Origin of the sequence: Scandinavium lactucae (genome assembly GCF_033843265.1) — a bacterium.
GTDB classification, from domain to species: Bacteria; Pseudomonadota; Gammaproteobacteria; order Enterobacterales; family Enterobacteriaceae; genus Scandinavium; species Scandinavium lactucae.
The window spans coordinates 71,619-87,108 of record NZ_JAWXRD010000033.1; the positions used below are offsets into that span (position 1 = coordinate 71,619).

Below are 15,490 nucleotides of genomic sequence, written 5' to 3' on the forward strand. Positions count from 1 at the left end.
CCATGCCTTTTCAACCTATGGTCACTGCGGGCATTGAAGGTGTGCTTAACACCTTTTTGTGGCGCGAACGTGCGCTCAAACCTGCCCGTCAGCGTCTGCTGGGCAAGGTGCTGCGCGTTGAGCTAAAAGAGTTCACGGCCCCGTTGGTGCTGGTTTTCAGCGAGCAGCAGATTGATGTCCTGAGCGCGTGGGAAGGCGAGGCGGATTGCACCGTCAGTACCCGCATCGGCGTGTTGCCGCAGCTTCGTAACCGCCAGCAGTTGACGTCCCTGATCCGTTCGGGTGACCTCGAAGTGCAGGGCTGCCTTCAGGTGGTGCAAAATTTTGTCGCGCTGGCGGATCTGGCGGAGTTCGATCCTGCCGAACTGCTGGCCCCCTATACCGGCGATATCGTTGCTGAAGGCGTGAGTAAAGTGCTGCGCGGCGGGGCGAACTTCCTGCAGCGCGGTGTGCAACGTCAGCAGCGCTATGTGGCAGAAGTCATTACCGAAGAGTGGCGCATGGCACCGGGTTCGCTGGAAGTGGCCTGGTTTGCCGAAGAGAGCGCTGCCGTTGTGCGCGCCGTTGAAGCCTTAACCAAACGGCTGGAAAAACTGGAGGGGAAATGACGCCAGGAGAAATTCGGCGCCTGTATTTTATCATCCGCACCTTTTTGAGTTACGGGCTTGATGAGCTCATTCCCAAAATGCGTATCACGCTGCCGCTTCGACTCTGGCGGCGGATGTTGTTCTGGATGCCCAACCGCCACAAAGATTTACCGTTAGGCGATCGCCTGCGCCTTGCCTTGCAGGAACTCGGCCCGGTCTGGATCAAATTTGGCCAGATGCTATCAACCCGCCGTGACCTTTTCCCCCCTCAAATCGCCGATCAGCTGGCCATGCTGCAAGACCGCGTTGCCCCTTTTGACGGTAAGCTCGCGAAGCGTCAAATCGAAAAATCGATGGGTGATATTCCCGTTGAGAGCTGGTTCGATGAGTTTGACATTCAGCCGCTGGCCTCGGCGTCTATTGCTCAGGTGCACACCGCCCGTCTGAAAGAGAATGGCAAAGAGGTGGTCATCAAGGTGATTCGCCCGGATATCCTGCCGGTCATTAAAGCAGACATGAAGCTGATTTACCGTCTTGCGCGCTGGGTGCCCCGGTTGCTGCCCGACGGTCGCCGTCTGCGTCCGCAGGAAGTGGTAAAAGAGTATGAGAAAACGCTGCTTGATGAGCTGAATTTGCTGCGTGAAGCGGCCAACGCCATTCAGCTGCGCCGCAACTTTGAAGACAGCCCGATGCTCTATGTGCCGGAAGTCTATTCTGACTATTGTCGCGAAGACATGCTGGTAATGGAGCGTATTTACGGCATTCCGGTGTCGGATGTGGAGACCCTGGAAAAACAGAATACCAACATGAAACTGCTGGCCGAGCGCGGCGTGCAGGTGTTCTTCACGCAGGTGTTCCGCGACAGCTTCTTCCATGCAGATATGCATCCGGGCAATATCTTCGTCAGCTACGAGCATCCGGAGGATCCGCAGTATATCGGCATCGACTGTGGCATTGTGGGCTCGCTGAACAAGGAAGATAAGCGCTATTTGGCGGAAAACTTTATCGCTTTCTTTAACCGCGATTACCGCAAAGTGGCTGAACTGCATGTGGATTCCGGCTGGGTGCCGCCCGATACCAACGTGGAAGAGTTTGAATTTGCTATCCGCACAGTCTGCGAGCCCATCTTCGAGAAGCCGCTGGCAGAAATCTCGTTTGGTCACGTGCTGTTGAATCTGTTTAACACCGCGCGCCGCTTTAATATGGAAGTGCAGCCGCAACTGGTTTTACTTCAGAAAACATTACTTTACGTTGAGGGGGTAGGCCGCCAGCTCTATCCTCAGTTAGACTTATGGAAGACAGCGAAACCTTTCCTCGAGTCATGGCTCAAAGATCAGGTAGGCATTCCGGCGCTGATTCGGGCGTTTAAAGAAAAAGCGCCGTTCTGGATCGAAAAAATGCCGGAAATGCCGGAACTCATTTATGACAGTTTGCGCCAGGGCAAAAGTCTTCAGCGAAGCATTGATAAAATCGCTCGCGAGATGGGAACCAACCATGTCCGACAAGGGCAATCCCGCTACCTGTTTGGCGTGGGTGCCGTGTTGATGTTGAGTGGAACCTTGCTATTGATAACCCGCCCAGATTTGGGGCTGCACCCGGTAGGTTTGATGGGGGCAGGGGTTGTTGCCTGGTTGATTGGCTGGTTTAAAGGCCGCTGATTTTTGCATCATTCAGACGAAGGCGTGTAATCTACACGTCAGTGGATCCATTATCATCTGACACAGAGGAACATGTATGGGTGGTATCAGTATTTGGCAGTTGTTGATTATCGTCGTTATCGTGGTTCTGCTTTTTGGGACGAAAAAGCTGAGCTCACTGGGATCTGACCTGGGCGCGTCTATCAAGGGCTTTAAAAAAGCCATGGGTGATGAAGACGACAAACAGGAAAAGAAAGAGCCTTCCGCTGATGACGCTGATTTCCCTGCGAAATCGCTGTCTGAAAAGCCGGGTGATTCCAGCAAAGACGATGCAAAACGCCACGATAAAGAGCAGGTGTAATTCGTGTTCGACATTGGTTTCAGTGAACTGATCCTGGTTTTCGTTATTGGCCTGATTGTCCTCGGGCCAAAACGGCTGCCGGTGGCAGTGAAAACGGTGGCTGGCTGGGTGCGGGCGATCCGCTCGCTGGCGACCACCGTACAAAACGAACTGGCACAGGAGCTGAAACTCCAGGAGTTTCAGGACAGCCTGAAGAAGGTGGAAAAGGCGAGTCTCGGCAACCTTTCGCCGGAGCTGAAGGAGTCGATGGACGAGCTGCGTGAAGCGGCGGAATCCATGAAACGCTCCTATACCCAGGCCGATCCTGAGCGCGCCAGCGATGAAGCCAACACCATCCATAACCCGGTGGTGAAGGGCAGTGAAGCGCAGCGCGAGGGCGTGACGCCGGTGACGCCTGAGCATCACGCCAGTGCGGAAGCCCAGGCACCCGACGTGACGGAAGAACCCGTTGAGCACGTCCCGGAAACCGACGTTTCTACAGCGAAAGTTACCGCGCCAGCTGCCGCACCGGCTTCCTCCCCTTCCCCTGCAAACAGCGATAAACCGTAATCATGGGCGTAGAAGAGACTCAACCGCTGATCTCGCATTTGATTGAGCTGCGTAAGCGCCTTATCAACTGCATTATCGCGGTATTCGCAATTTTTCTGGCGTTGGTGTATTTCGCCAATGACATCTATCAGCTGGTGTCCGCGCCACTGATCAACCAGATGCCCGTCGGGGCAACGATGATCGCCACCGATGTGGCATCGCCGTTCTTCACGCCGATCAAGCTGACCTTTATGGTCTCGGTGATCCTCTCGGCACCGGTAATTCTCTACCAGGTCTGGGCGTTCATTGCCCCGGCGCTGTATAAACATGAGCGTCGGCTGGTGGTGCCACTGCTGGTATCCAGTACGTTGCTGTTCTATATCGGCATGGCTTTTGCGTACTTCGTGGTGTTCCCGTTAGCGTTTGGCTTCCTGACCCATACCGCGCCGATTGGCGTGCAGGTGTCGACGGATATCCGCAGTTATCTCGATTTCGTGATGGCGCTGTTTATGGCCTTCGGCGTGTCGTTTGAAGTACCGGTCGCCATCGTGCTGTTGTGCTGGGTAGGTGTGACAACGCCAGATGACCTGCGTAAGAAACGCCCGTACGTTCTGGTGGGGGCGTTCGTTGTCGGGATGCTATTAACCCCGCCGGATGTGTTCTCGCAAACGCTGCTCGCCATTCCAATGTATTGCCTGTTTGAAGTCGGGGTGTTCTTCGCCCGATTCTATACCGGCAAACGGTTGTCGCGAGATGAAGACGCCGCAGCGGAAGAAGAAGCCGCCGGGAAAGAAGAATAATTAGCCGTTGAAAAGAATAAACAGCCGCCCGAAAGGGCGGTTGTCGTATGGGAGGCAGCATGTTTGATATTGGCGTTAATCTGACCAGTTCTCAGTTTTCCCGCGATCGTGATGAGGTCGTGGAACGCGCGTTTGCTACTGGCCTGAAAGGAATGCTGATAACCGGCACCAATCCGGAAGAGAGCGACGCGGCGCAGCAGCTGACGCAGCGCTATAAAAACTGTTGGTCCACGGCGGGGGTCCATCCTCATGACAGCAGCCGGTGGACACCGGAAGTGGCTGACACACTCCGTCGTCTGGCGCAGATGCCTGGCGTGGTCGCGGTGGGTGAATGTGGGCTCGACTTTAACCGCAATTTCTCGACCCCGCAGGAACAGGAAATCGCCTTTAGCGCACAACTGGCATTGGCCGCTGAATTGAAGATGCCCGTTTTCCTGCACTGTCGCGAGGCGCATGATCGCTTTATCACGCTGTTAACGCCGTGGCTCGATAAGCTGCCGGGTGCCGTATTGCATTGTTTCACCGGCACGCGGGAAGAACTTCAGGCGTGCCTGGCGCATGGGCTGTATATCGGCATTACCGGTTGGGTGTGCGATGAGCGTCGCGGGCTGGAATTGCGCGACTTGCTGCCGTTTATTCCGGCGGAGCGCCTGCTGATCGAGACCGATGCGCCGTGGCTGCTGCCGCGCGATTTGTCACCCAAACCGTCTTCGCGGCGCAATGAACCGGCCCATCTGTCTCACATTCTGCAACGCATTGCGCACTGGCGTGGCGATGACGCACAGGCGCTGTCAGACATGACCGACAGGAATGTGAAAAAGGTGTTTGGGATAGATTTTTGACGTCAGACTTTGCGGAAATCGGTGTTTTTCACGCTCTGTAAAACCTGCTTGTTCAACAAATTCAGCAGCAGCATGGAACGTGCTTCGCCATCGGGTTCGGTGAATATGGCCTGTAACCCTTCGAACGCTCCTTCGGTGATCACCACGTCATCGCCGGCATAGGGCGTGTCCGGATCGGTTATGCCTTCCGGGGTGTGGATAGAGAGCTGGTGAATCACGTCGGACGGCACCATCGCGGGCTGCATGCCAAAGCGGACGAAATGGCTGACGCCGCGAGTGGCGTTGATGGTCGTGGTGTGAATGACCTCCGGGTCAAACTCCACGAACAGATAGTTGGGGAACAGCGGTTCATCCACGGTCGTGCGCTTGCCGCGGATGATTTTTTCCAGCGCAATAGTGGGCATCAGGCAATTCACTGCCTGGCGTTCAAGATGTTCCTGGGCACGCTGAAGTTGCCCACGTTTGCAGTACAGTAAATACCAGGCTTGCATAATGACTCTTTCTCTTAATTCTGATGAAAGCATAACAAAAGCCAGGCGTGATAGCGAAAGGCTTTGTGCCCGGGCAGGGCATCTCTCCTTCACCCTAATTTAACAAAATTACAGCATCCCGCGTCTGAAGGCCGTATAATGAGGCGCTTACGAAGAGGCCATGACTGACCCCATGAAATACCATGATTTGCGCGACTTTCTGACACAACTGGAACAACAGGGCGAGCTGAAACGCATCTCTCTGCCAGTCGACCCCCATCTGGAAATCACCGAGATTGCCGATCGTACCCTGCGTGCGGGTGGCCCTGCGCTGCTGTTTGAAAATCCTAAAGGATTCGACATGCCGGTGTTGTGCAACCTGTTCGGCACGCCGAAGCGCGTGGCTATGGGGATGGGACAGGAAGACGTCAGCGCACTGCGTGACGTGGGGAAACTACTGGCGTTCCTGAAAGAGCCAGAGCCGCCAAAAGGGTTCCGCGATCTGTTCGATAAGCTGCCACAGTTCAAACAAGTGCTGAACATGCCGACCAAACGTCTGCGTGGTGCGCCGTGTCAGCAAAAAGTCACCCAGGGTGATGACGTTGATTTGCACCGTATTCCGATCATGACCTGCTGGCCGGAAGATGCCGCCCCGCTGATCACCTGGGGTTTGACGGTGACGCGCGGGCCACATAAAGAACGGCAGAATCTTGGTATTTATCGTCAGCAGCTGATCGGCAAAAACAAGCTGATTATGCGTTGGCTGTCGCATCGCGGCGGTGCGCTGGATTTCCAGGAGTGGTGTGCGGCGCATCCAGGCGAACGTTTCCCGGTCTCCGTGGCGCTGGGCGCTGATCCGGCCACCATTCTTGCGGCGGTGACACCGGTGCCCGACACCCTTTCGGAATATGCGTTTGCCGGGCTGTTGCGCGGCACCAAAACCGAAGTGGTTAAATGCCTGTCGAACGACCTCGAAGTGCCCGCCAGCGCGGAAATCGTGCTTGAGGGGTATATCGAAGCAGGTGAGATGGCACCGGAAGGGCCGTACGGCGATCACACCGGTTACTACAATGAAGTGGACAGCTTCCCGGTCTTTACCGTCACCCATGTGACCCAGCGTGAAGACGCGATTTACCATTCCACTTATACTGGCCGTCCGCCTGATGAACCGGCGGTGCTGGGCGTGGCGCTGAACGAAGTGTTTGTGCCTATTTTGCAAAAGCAGTTCCCGGAAATTGTCGATTTTTATCTGCCGCCGGAAGGGTGTTCCTATCGCCTCGCCGTGGTGACGATGAAAAAGCAGTACGCCGGTCATGCCAAGCGGGTAATGATGGGCGTATGGTCTTTTCTGCGCCAGTTTATGTACACCAAATTTGTGATTGTCTGTGATGACGACGTGAACGCTCGTGACTGGAACGACGTTATCTGGGCGATTACCACGCGTATGGATCCCGCCCGTGATACGGTGCTGGTCGAAAATACGCCGATAGATTATCTGGACTTCGCCTCGCCGGTTTCCGGTTTAGGTTCGAAAATGGGGCTGGATGCCACGAATAAATGGCCTGGCGAAACCCAACGTGAGTGGGGACGTCCAATCAAGAAAGATCCCGACGTGACGGCGCGAATTGACGCCATTTGGGATGAGCTGGCTATCTTTAATGACGAGAATAGACCCGACAGAGGGAGCGCATGACAACCTTAAGCTGTAAAGTCACTTCGGTAGATGCCATTACCGACACGGTATACCGCGTTCGTTTAGAACCGGAAGCGGCCTTTTCCTTCCGCGCGGGCCAGTATCTGATGGTGGTAATGGACGAACGTGATAAGCGTCCGTTCTCTATGGCGTCCACGCCTGCCGAGCAGAACATTATTGAGCTGCATATCGGCGCGTCAGAGCTGAATCTGTACGCGATGGCGGTGATGGACCGGATTCTCAAAGAGCGTGAGGTTGTGGTTGATATCCCCCACGGCGAGGCATGGCTGCGCGACGATAACGAGCGCCCGCTGGTGCTGATTGCCGGTGGTACAGGCTTCTCGTATGTGCGTTCTATTCTGCTCACCGCGCTGGCGCAGAACCCAAATCGTGATATCGCGATTTACTGGGGCGGGCGTGAAGAGAAGCATCTGTACGATTTATCAGAGCTGGAAGCGCTGTCGGTGAACCATCCGAATCTGCGCGTTGAGCCTGTAGTTGAGCAGCCGGAAGAGGGCTGGCGTGGCCGCTCTGGCACCGTGTTAACGGCAGTATTGCAGGATTACGGCACGCTGGCGGAGCACGACATCTATATTGCTGGACGTTTTGAAATGGCGAAAATTGCCCGGGACCTGTTCTGCAACGAGCGGAATGCCCGTGAAGACCGCCTGTTCGGCGATGCGTTTTCGTTCATTTAAGCAGAAGATTTGCTCGGCGGCACTGCGTTTGCACGGGCCGGCAGGCCGCGCAGCGCTATACCAATAAAAAACCCGCCCCTGACAGGCGGGAAAAACGGCAACTAAATTCTCCCCGTCATCATTCACGTTGCCTCTTTGTTGGCTGCCTTCGGTCACCCCGGTCACATAGTGATCTATGCTCCCGGGGATTCGCTCAGTTGCCGCCGCGATGCAGCGCGAATTATTTAGGGGTTTAATTCTTCGATTAGACGCGTTCAATCACCGTCGCAATACCCTGACCCAGACCGATACACATTGTCGCCAGACCGAACTGGGCGTCTTTGCGTTCCATCAGGTTGATAAGCGTGGTGGTGATACGTGCCCCGGAACAGCCGAGCGGGTGACCGAGGGCGATCGCCCCGCCGTTGAGGTTGATCTTCTCGTCTATCTGCTCCATCAAACCCAGATCTTTAATGCACGGTAGGATCTGCGCGGCAAACGCTTCATTCATCTCAAACAGATCGATATCGCTGGCGGACAGCCCGGCTTTTTTCAACGCCAGTTTTGACGCCGGAACCGGTCCATATCCCATGATTGACGGGTCGCAGCCCACCACCGCCATTGAACGCACGCGAGCACGGATCTTCAGGCCCAGTTCACGGGCCCGGCTTTCGCTCATCACCAGCAGGGCGGCGGCACCGTCGGACAGTGCGGATGACGTTCCCGCCGTAACGGTACCGGTCACGGGATCAAACGCCGGACGCAGGGTAGAAAGCGCTTCGACGGTGGTTTCAGGACGGATCACTTCGTCATAGGTGAACTGCTTCAGCACGCCGTCAGCGTCGTGACCGCCGGTCGGGATGATTTCATTTTTAAACGCACCGGACTGCGTTGCAGCCCAGGCCCGTGCGTGAGAGCGGGCTGCAAAGGCATCCTGCATTTCACGACTGATGCCGTGCAGGCGCGACAGCATTTCGGCGGTCAGGCCCATCATTCCGGCCGCTTTCGCCACATTACGGCTCATGCCCGGATGGAAATCTACGCCGTGGCTCATCGGCACGTGGCCCATGTGCTCCACGCCGCCAACCAGACATGCCTGTGCGTCGCCGGTCATGATCATGCGAGCCGCGTCGTGCAGCGCCTGCATGGAAGAACCACACAGACGGTTGACGGTGACCGCCGGAACGGAGTGCGGGATTTCAGCCAGCAGTGACGCGTTTCGCGCGATGTTGAAGCCTTGCTCAAGAGTCTGCTGCACGCAGCCCCAGTAAATATCGTCCAGCGCCGCAGGATCCAGGGCCGGGTTGCGGGCCAGCAGGCTACGCATCAGATGGGCGGAGAGGTCTTCTGCCCGTACGTTACGGAATGCGCCGCCTTTTGAACGGCCCATCGGGGTACGAATTGCATCGACAATGACAACCTGTTCCATTGTGACTCCTTAAGCCGTTTTCAGCTCACCCACCGGACGGGCAGGTTCAACCGGTGGATAATATGCTTCGTTGTGGCGCGCTTTGTTGCGCAGGCCTTCCGGCACGTCGTACAGCGGGCCGAGATGCTGATACTGCTGCGCCATGTCGAGGTACTTCGCGCTGCCGAGCGTATCCAGCCAACGGAATGCGCCGCCGTGGAACGGAGGGAAACCGAGACCATACACCAGCGCCATGTCCGCTTCCGCTGGGCTTGCGATAATGCCTTCTTCGAGGCAACGCACTACTTCGTTGACCATCGGGATCATCATGCGGGCGATAATGTCTTCGTCGCTGAATTCACGTTTGGCCTGACTGACGTCCGCCAGCAGCGCTTCAACCGCAGGATCTTCCTCTTTCTTCGGCTTGCCCTTGCTGTCTTCTTTATAACGCCAGAAACCGAGGCCATTTTTCTGGCCGTAACGGCTGGCTTCGAACAGAGCATCAATCGCATCGCGGTAATCTTTCTGCATTCGCTGTGGGAAGCCAGCAGCCATGACGGCCTGCGCGTGATGTGCGGTATCAATGCCCACCACGTCCAGCAGGTAGGCCGGGCCCATTGGCCAGCCGAACACTTTCTCCATCACTTTGTCGACTCTGTGGAAGTCGGCCCCGTCGCGTAGCAACTGGCTGAATCCGGCGAAGTAAGGGAACAGTACGCGGTTGACAAAGAAACCTGGGCAGTCATTCACCACGATCGGCGTTTTGCCCATTTTGCTGGCCCATGCGACCACTTTGGCGATGGTGTCTTCTGAGGTTTTCTCCCCGCGAATAACCTCAACCAGCGGCATACGGTGCACCGGGTTAAAGAAGTGCATCCCGCAGAAGTTTTCCGGGCGCTTGAGGACGCTGGCCAGTTCGCCAATCGGTATGGTCGAGGTGTTTGACGCCAGCACCGTGTCCGGGCGCACTTTGTCTTCGGTCTCAGCGAGAACGGCTTTCTTCACTTTCGGGTTTTCTACGACCGCTTCGACGACGACATCGACGCGGTCAAATCCGGCGTAATCAAGTGTGGGATGAATGGTTGAGATGACGCTCGCCAGTTTCATACCGTTGATTTTTCCGCGTTCCAGCTGTTTATTCAGCAGCTTGGCGGCTTCGTTCATGCCGAGAGTCAACGATTTGTCGTTGATATCCTTCATGATAACCGGCACGCCTTTCCAGGCTGACTGGTAAGCAATGCCGCCACCCATGATCCCCGCCCCGAGTACGGCGGCCTGTTTTGGGGTCTCGACATTTTTGGTCAGCTTCTTGGCCTGGCCTTTGACGAACTGGTCATTGAGGAAAATGCCGACCAGCGCGCGGGCTTCATTCGAGTGTGCCAGCGGAACAAAACTTTGATTCTCAAGTACCAGGGCCTGGTCACGGCCTAAGCGGGCCGCGGCTTCAATGGTTTTCACCGCGGTGATCGGGGCCGGATAGTGTTTGCCCGCCGTCTGCATCACCATGCCTTTGGCGATAGTGAAGCTCATGGTGGCTTCAATTTTACTGAGTTTCAGTGGCTCAAGCTTCGGCTGACGTTTGGCTTTCCAGTCCAGATCACCGTTAATTGCCTGACGCAGAACCGCAATCGCACCTTCCCGCAGTTTTTCCGCTTTTACGACGCCATCGACCAGACCGATTTTGAGCGCTTCGTCCGCGCCCACATCTTTGCCTGCGGCGATGATTTCCAGGGCGCTATCAGCGCCGAGCAGGCGCGGCAAACGTACCGAGCCGCCAAAGCCCGGCATGATCCCGAGTTTGGTTTCCGGCAGGCCGATGCGCAGATCCGGCGTCGCCAGACGGTAATCGGTCGCCAGCACGCATTCACAACCGCCGCCCAGCGCGTAGCCATTGACGGCAGAAATCGTCGGCACCGGCAGGTCTTCCAGACGACAGAACACGCTGTTCGCAAAGTGTAGCCATTGGCTTAGCTGCTCCGGTGGCACCTGGAACAGGGAGAGGAATTCGGTGATGTCCGCGCCGACGATAAATGCCGCTTTTTCGGAGCGCAGCAGTAAGCCTTTGAGGTCTGGCTGTTTTTCAAGAACGTCCAGCGCCTGGCCGAGGCTGGCTACGGTTGCGGTATCGAGCTTGTTGACCGAGCCGGGGGCATCGAACACCAGTTCGGCAATGCCATCTTCCAGCCAGTCGAGGTACAGGGTGTCGCCTTTGTAGAGCATGTCAGTCTCCTGAATCCAGTACTATTACTGGTCTTACCAGATGAGACGGAGTGTGGATTTTATGTTAATAAATTGCAAATTACTCTTTAAGAAAATGACGTATGGATCACGCTCGGCAGAAATCACGCAGTGCTAAACCGATGTGCTAAGATGCGGGGAATTAGGGCAAAAACAGAGAAGGGTAAAACATGGATTCACTGGCCACACTCTATAAAAATCATATCGCTACGTTGCAGGAACGCACGCGTGACGTACTGGATCGCTTTAAGCTCGACGCGCTGTTAATTCACTCCGGCGAGCTGGTTAACGTCTTCCTCGACGATCATCCTTATCCGTTCAAAGTGAACCCGCAGTTTAAGGCCTGGGTGCCAGTGACGCAGGTGCCAAACTGTTGGCTGCTGGTGGATGGGGTCAATAAACCGAAGCTGTGGTTCTATCTGCCGGTGGATTACTGGCACAACGTTGAGCCGCTGCCATCCTCCTTCTGGACCGAAGACGTCGACGTTATTGCGCTGCCAAAAGCCGACGGTATCGGCAGTCAGCTGCCTGCGGCTCGCGGCAACATCGCCTACATTGGCCCAGTGGCTGAACGCGCGCTGGGGCTGGATATCGCTGCCGCCAACATCAACCCGAAAGGGGTGATTGATTATCTGCATTACTATCGCTCTTATAAAACCGATTACGAACTTTCCTGTATGCGCGAAGCGCAGAAAATGGCGGTGAATGGCCACCAGGCGGCGCATGAAGCATTCCTCTCCGGGATGAGCGAGTTCGACATTAACCTCGCGTATCTGACCGCCACCGGCCATCGTGATACCGACGTGCCTTATAGCAACATCGTGGCGCTCAACGAGCATGCGTCCGTGTTGCACTACACCAAACTGGATCACCGCGCGCCGTCTGAAATGCGCAGCTTCCTGTTGGATGCGGGCGCTGAGTATAACGGTTATGCCGCTGACCTGACCCGTACCTGGGCAGGGAACGCCGATACCGAGTTTGCGCAGCTGATTAAAGACGTCAACACCGAGCAGTTGGCGCTTATCGACACGTTGAAAACAGGCGTGAGCTACGTTGACTATCACATCCAGTTCCATCAACGCATCGCCAAACTGCTGCGTAAGCATCAGCTGATTACCGATATGAGCGAAGAGGCGATGGTGGATAACGACATTACCGGGCCGTTTATGCCGCATGGGATTGGGCATCCGCTGGGTCTGCAGGTTCACGACGTGGCGGGCTTCATGCAGGACGATAAAGGCACGCACCTTGCCGCACCGTCGAAATACCCTTACCTGCGTTGTACCCGTATTCTGCAACCGCGGATGGTGCTGACCATCGAGCCGGGGATCTACTTTATCGAATCCCTGCTGGCACCGTGGCGTGAAGGACAATTCAGCAAACACTTCAACTGGCAGAAGATTGACGCCATGAAGCCGTTTGGGGGGATCCGCATCGAAGACAACGTGGTGCTTCACGAAAACAGCATCGAAAACATGACCCGGGATCTGAAGCTGGCCTGATGGACAGTTGGCTGATTCCGGCCGCGCCGGTGACCGTGGTCGACGAAATCAAAAAGAGCCGCTTCATTACCCTACTCGCCCATACTGAGGGCGTGGAAGCGGCGAAAGCGTTTGTCGAATCGGTCAGGGCGGAACATCCGGATGCGCGTCACCATTGCGTGGCGTGGGTTGCCGGGCCGCCAAACGATTCGCAACAGTTGGGTTTCTCCGATGACGGTGAACCGGCGGGTACGGCAGGTAAACCGATGCTTGCCCAGCTAATGGGCAGCGGCGTCGGGGAAATAACCGCCGTGGTGGTGCGCTACTACGGCGGTATTTTGCTGGGCACGGGTGGCCTGGTGAAAGCCTACGGTGGCGGAGTGCATCAGGCCTTGGCGGAACTCACGACGCTGCGCAAGACGCCGTTGACCGAATATACTTTGCAGTGCGAGTACGGACTGCTGGCCGGTGTCGAATCCCTGCTGGCGCAATTTTCCGGCAAAGTTGTCAGCAGTGATTATCAGGCCGATGTGCATCTTCGGGTGGCGCTTCCGCAGGCCGAACTGGCGGCTTTTTCGACAAGACTGGCGGATTTTAGCCGCGGCGCGTTGCAATTGCGCCGGATTGGCGAATAATCCCCGGTCTACTTTTTGCTTATCAAAGGAAGCGGCAGAGATGCATTTTCGCGCCATTACCCGAATCGTTGGACTGCTGGTTATTCTTTTTTCGGGGACGATGATCGTTCCTGGGCTGGTGGCATTGATCTACCGGGACGGGGCCGGGCGGGCATTTACTCAGACCTTTTTTGTGGCGCTGGCGATTGGCTCCCTGCTGTGGTGGCCGAACCGTAAACAAAAGGGCGAGCTGAAATCCCGCGAGGGGTTTCTGATTGTCGTGCTGTTCTGGACCGTGCTGGGGAGCGTGGGTGCGCTGCCGTTCATTTTCTCGGAACAGCCGAATCTGACCATTACTGACGCCTTCTTTGAATCTTTCTCAGGGTTGACCACCACTGGCGCAACCACGCTGGTGGGTCTCGACTCTTTACCGCACGCCATCCTCTTCTATCGTCAGATGCTGCAATGGTTCGGCGGGATGGGGATAATCGTACTGGCGGTCGCTATCTTGCCAATCCTTGGTGTGGGCGGGATGCAGCTGTATCGTGCGGAAATGCCGGGGCCGCTGAAGGATAACAAGATGCGCCCACGAATTGCCGAGACGGCCAAAACGCTGTGGCTTATTTATGTCTTGCTGACCGTCGCCTGCGCACTGGCGCTGTGGTTTGCCGGAATGCCTGCTTTTGATGCCATTGGGCATAGCTTCTCGACCATTGCTATCGGCGGTTTTTCTACCCATGATGCTAGCGTGGGGTATTTTGACAGCCCGACCATCAACACCATTATTGCTATTTTCCTGCTTATCTCAGGCTGTAACTACGGTCTGCACTTCTCTTTATTAAGCGGTCGCAATCTGAAGGTGTACTGGCGTGACCCGGAATTCCGCATGTTTATCGGCGTGCAGCTGACGTTGGTGATTATCTGTACGCTGGTGTTGTTGCTGCACAATGTTTACGCCTCGGCGGTCACGACCCTTAACCAGGCCTTCTTCCAGGTGGTATCAATGGCGACCACTGCAGGCTTTACTACCGACAGCATTGCGCGCTGGCCACTGTTCCTGCCGGTGCTGTTACTGTGCTCTGCTTTTATCGGTGGCTGTGCGGGGTCAACGGGGGGGGGCCTGAAGGTGATTCGTATCCTGTTGTTGTTCAAACAAGGGAACCGCGAACTCAAACGTCTGGTGCATCCGAATGCGGTATATAGCATCAAGCTGGGCAACCGTGCGCTGCCGGAACGTATTCTTGAAGCGGTGTGGGGATTCTTCTCCGCTTATGCGCTGGTGTTCATCGTCAGTATGCTGGCGATTATTGCCACCGGCGTGGATGATTTCTCGGCCTTTGCGTCCGTCGTCGCCACGCTGAACAATCTCGGCCCGGGCCTGGGGGTCGTGGCGGATAACTTCGCCAGTATGAACCCGGTGGCTAAATGGATCCTGATCGCCAACATGCTGTTTGGTCGTCTGGAAGTCTTCACTCTGTTGGTGCTCTTTACACCGACTTTCTGGCGCGAATAACAGGAGCGTTTGTGAAAATATTGATTCTCTTCTCCACCCGGGATGGGCAAACGCGTGAGATTGCCGCGTCACTGGCGACGGAGCTGAAAGAGCTGGCCTTCGATGCGGACATCGTTAACCTGCATCGGGCCGACAATATCGACTGGTCCGCGTATGACGGCGTGGTGATCGGTGCCTCTATTCGTTACGGCCATTTCCATGCGGCACTGGATAGCTTTGTGAAAAAGCATCAGCACTCTCTGGCGCAGCGACCAGGTGCATTCTATTCCGTGAACCTCGTGGCGCGTAAACCTGAGAAGCGTACCCCGCAGACCAACAGCTATACCCGTAAGTTCTTGCTCGGTTCTACGTGGGCTCCCGATCTCTGCGCGGTGTTTGCCGGGGCGCTGCGTTACCCACGTTATAGCTGGTACGACCGAATGATGATCCGCCTGATTATGAAGATGACGGGGGGCGAAACCGATACGCGTAAAGAAGTGGTGTATACCGACTGGCAGCAAGTCGCTCATTTTGCGCGTGAAATCGCTCAACTTGTACGCAAACAGGCGTAAAAAACGGCGTGACGCCTGGAAAGTGAGCAGTCGGAAAGTTTTTTTGAATTTAGACTTGCCGTCTCAGAATAACTCCCTATAATGCGCCTC

15 protein-coding genes are annotated in these 15,490 nt (G+C 55.9%); 12 read left to right on the forward strand and 3 right to left on the reverse strand.

Features of this window, described 5'->3' with window-relative positions:
- Positions 1 to 2: 2 nt before the first annotated feature.
- The 6 genes from ubiJ (at position 3) to tatD (ending at position 4,755) form a co-directional block, all read left to right on the forward strand.
- Positions 3 to 608 carry a ubiquinone biosynthesis protein UbiJ gene (gene ubiJ, locus SIK69_RS14720; protein WP_319629655.1) on the forward strand — a complete coding sequence of 202 codons (606 nt, stop codon included), beginning with the start codon at positions 3 to 5 and terminating at the stop codon, positions 606 to 608.
- A complete protein-coding gene (gene ubiB, locus SIK69_RS14725) occupies positions 605 to 2,245 on the forward strand; it encodes a ubiquinone biosynthesis regulatory protein kinase UbiB (protein WP_319629654.1) in 1,641 nt (546 codons plus the stop codon). Before ubiJ ends, ubiB begins: the two co-directional genes overlap by 4 nt.
- 76 nt (positions 2,246 to 2,321) lie before the next feature.
- The gene (gene tatA, locus SIK69_RS14730; protein ID WP_319629653.1) at positions 2,322 to 2,585 is read left to right on the forward strand and encodes a Sec-independent protein translocase subunit TatA; all 264 of its coding nucleotides are present in this window, start codon (positions 2,322 to 2,324) and stop codon (positions 2,583 to 2,585) included.
- A gap of 3 nt (positions 2,586 to 2,588) precedes the next feature.
- Entirely contained in the window at positions 2,589 to 3,134 is a 546-nt protein-coding gene (gene tatB, locus SIK69_RS14735; protein WP_319629652.1) for a Sec-independent protein translocase protein TatB, read from the forward strand.
- A 2-nt stretch (positions 3,135 to 3,136) separates the two neighbouring features.
- Positions 3,137 to 3,913 carry a Sec-independent protein translocase subunit TatC gene (gene tatC, locus SIK69_RS14740; RefSeq protein WP_319629651.1) on the forward strand — a complete coding sequence of 259 codons (777 nt, stop codon included), beginning with the start codon at positions 3,137 to 3,139 and terminating at the stop codon, positions 3,911 to 3,913.
- A gap of 59 nt (positions 3,914 to 3,972) precedes the next feature.
- On the forward strand, positions 3,973 to 4,755 hold the full coding sequence (gene tatD, locus SIK69_RS14745) for a 3'-5' ssDNA/RNA exonuclease TatD (RefSeq protein WP_319629650.1): 783 nt from the start codon (positions 3,973 to 3,975) through the stop codon (positions 4,753 to 4,755).
- 2 nt (positions 4,756 to 4,757) lie between these two features.
- Here tatD and rfaH read toward each other — a convergent pair whose 3' ends face one another.
- On the reverse strand, positions 4,758 to 5,246 hold the full coding sequence (rfaH, locus tag SIK69_RS14750) for a transcription/translation regulatory transformer protein RfaH (protein ID WP_319629649.1): 489 nt from the start codon (positions 5,244 to 5,246) through the stop codon (positions 4,758 to 4,760).
- 160 nt (positions 5,247 to 5,406) lie between these two features.
- Between rfaH and ubiD the strand changes: the two genes are divergently transcribed.
- The gene (gene ubiD, locus SIK69_RS14755) at positions 5,407 to 6,918 is read left to right on the forward strand and encodes a 4-hydroxy-3-polyprenylbenzoate decarboxylase (protein WP_374941357.1); all 1,512 of its coding nucleotides are present in this window, start codon (positions 5,407 to 5,409) and stop codon (positions 6,916 to 6,918) included.
- Positions 6,915 to 7,616, forward strand: a complete 702-nt coding sequence (gene fre / locus SIK69_RS14760) for an NAD(P)H-flavin reductase (protein WP_319629648.1) — start codon at positions 6,915 to 6,917, stop codon at positions 7,614 to 7,616. The genes ubiD and fre overlap by 4 nt, the downstream gene beginning before the upstream one ends.
- 244 nt (positions 7,617 to 7,860) lie before the next feature.
- Here the strand turns inward: fre and fadA are convergent, their stop codons facing one another.
- The gene (gene fadA / locus SIK69_RS14765; protein WP_319629647.1) at positions 7,861 to 9,024 is read right to left on the reverse strand and encodes an acetyl-CoA C-acyltransferase FadA; all 1,164 of its coding nucleotides are present in this window, start codon (positions 9,022 to 9,024) and stop codon (positions 7,861 to 7,863) included.
- A 9-nt stretch (positions 9,025 to 9,033) separates the two neighbouring features.
- Positions 9,034 to 11,223 carry a fatty acid oxidation complex subunit alpha FadB gene (gene fadB, locus SIK69_RS14770; RefSeq protein ID WP_319629646.1) on the reverse strand — a complete coding sequence of 730 codons (2,190 nt, stop codon included), beginning with the start codon at positions 11,221 to 11,223 and terminating at the stop codon, positions 9,034 to 9,036.
- A gap of 188 nt (positions 11,224 to 11,411) precedes the next feature.
- On the opposite strand from fadB, the gene pepQ reads away from it, so the two are divergent.
- From pepQ to hemG, 4 genes are read left to right on the forward strand one after another with little or no spacing between them, the layout of a single operon-like run.
- Complete coding sequence (pepQ, locus tag SIK69_RS14775) at positions 11,412 to 12,743, forward strand: Xaa-Pro dipeptidase (RefSeq protein WP_319629645.1); 1,332 nt, start codon at positions 11,412 to 11,414, stop codon at positions 12,741 to 12,743.
- Positions 12,743 to 13,357, forward strand: coding sequence for an IMPACT family protein (locus SIK69_RS14780; protein ID WP_319786426.1), 615 nt, complete (start codon positions 12,743 to 12,745; stop codon positions 13,355 to 13,357). The genes pepQ and SIK69_RS14780 overlap by 1 nt, the downstream gene beginning before the upstream one ends.
- A 40-nt stretch (positions 13,358 to 13,397) precedes the next feature.
- Positions 13,398 to 14,849, forward strand: a complete 1,452-nt coding sequence (gene trkH, locus SIK69_RS14785; protein WP_319629643.1) for a Trk system potassium transporter TrkH — start codon at positions 13,398 to 13,400, stop codon at positions 14,847 to 14,849.
- Between the two features lie 11 nt (positions 14,850 to 14,860).
- A complete protein-coding gene (hemG, locus tag SIK69_RS14790) occupies positions 14,861 to 15,400 on the forward strand; it encodes a menaquinone-dependent protoporphyrinogen IX dehydrogenase (protein WP_319786427.1) in 540 nt (179 codons plus the stop codon).
- Positions 15,401 to 15,490: the final 90 nt, after the last annotated feature.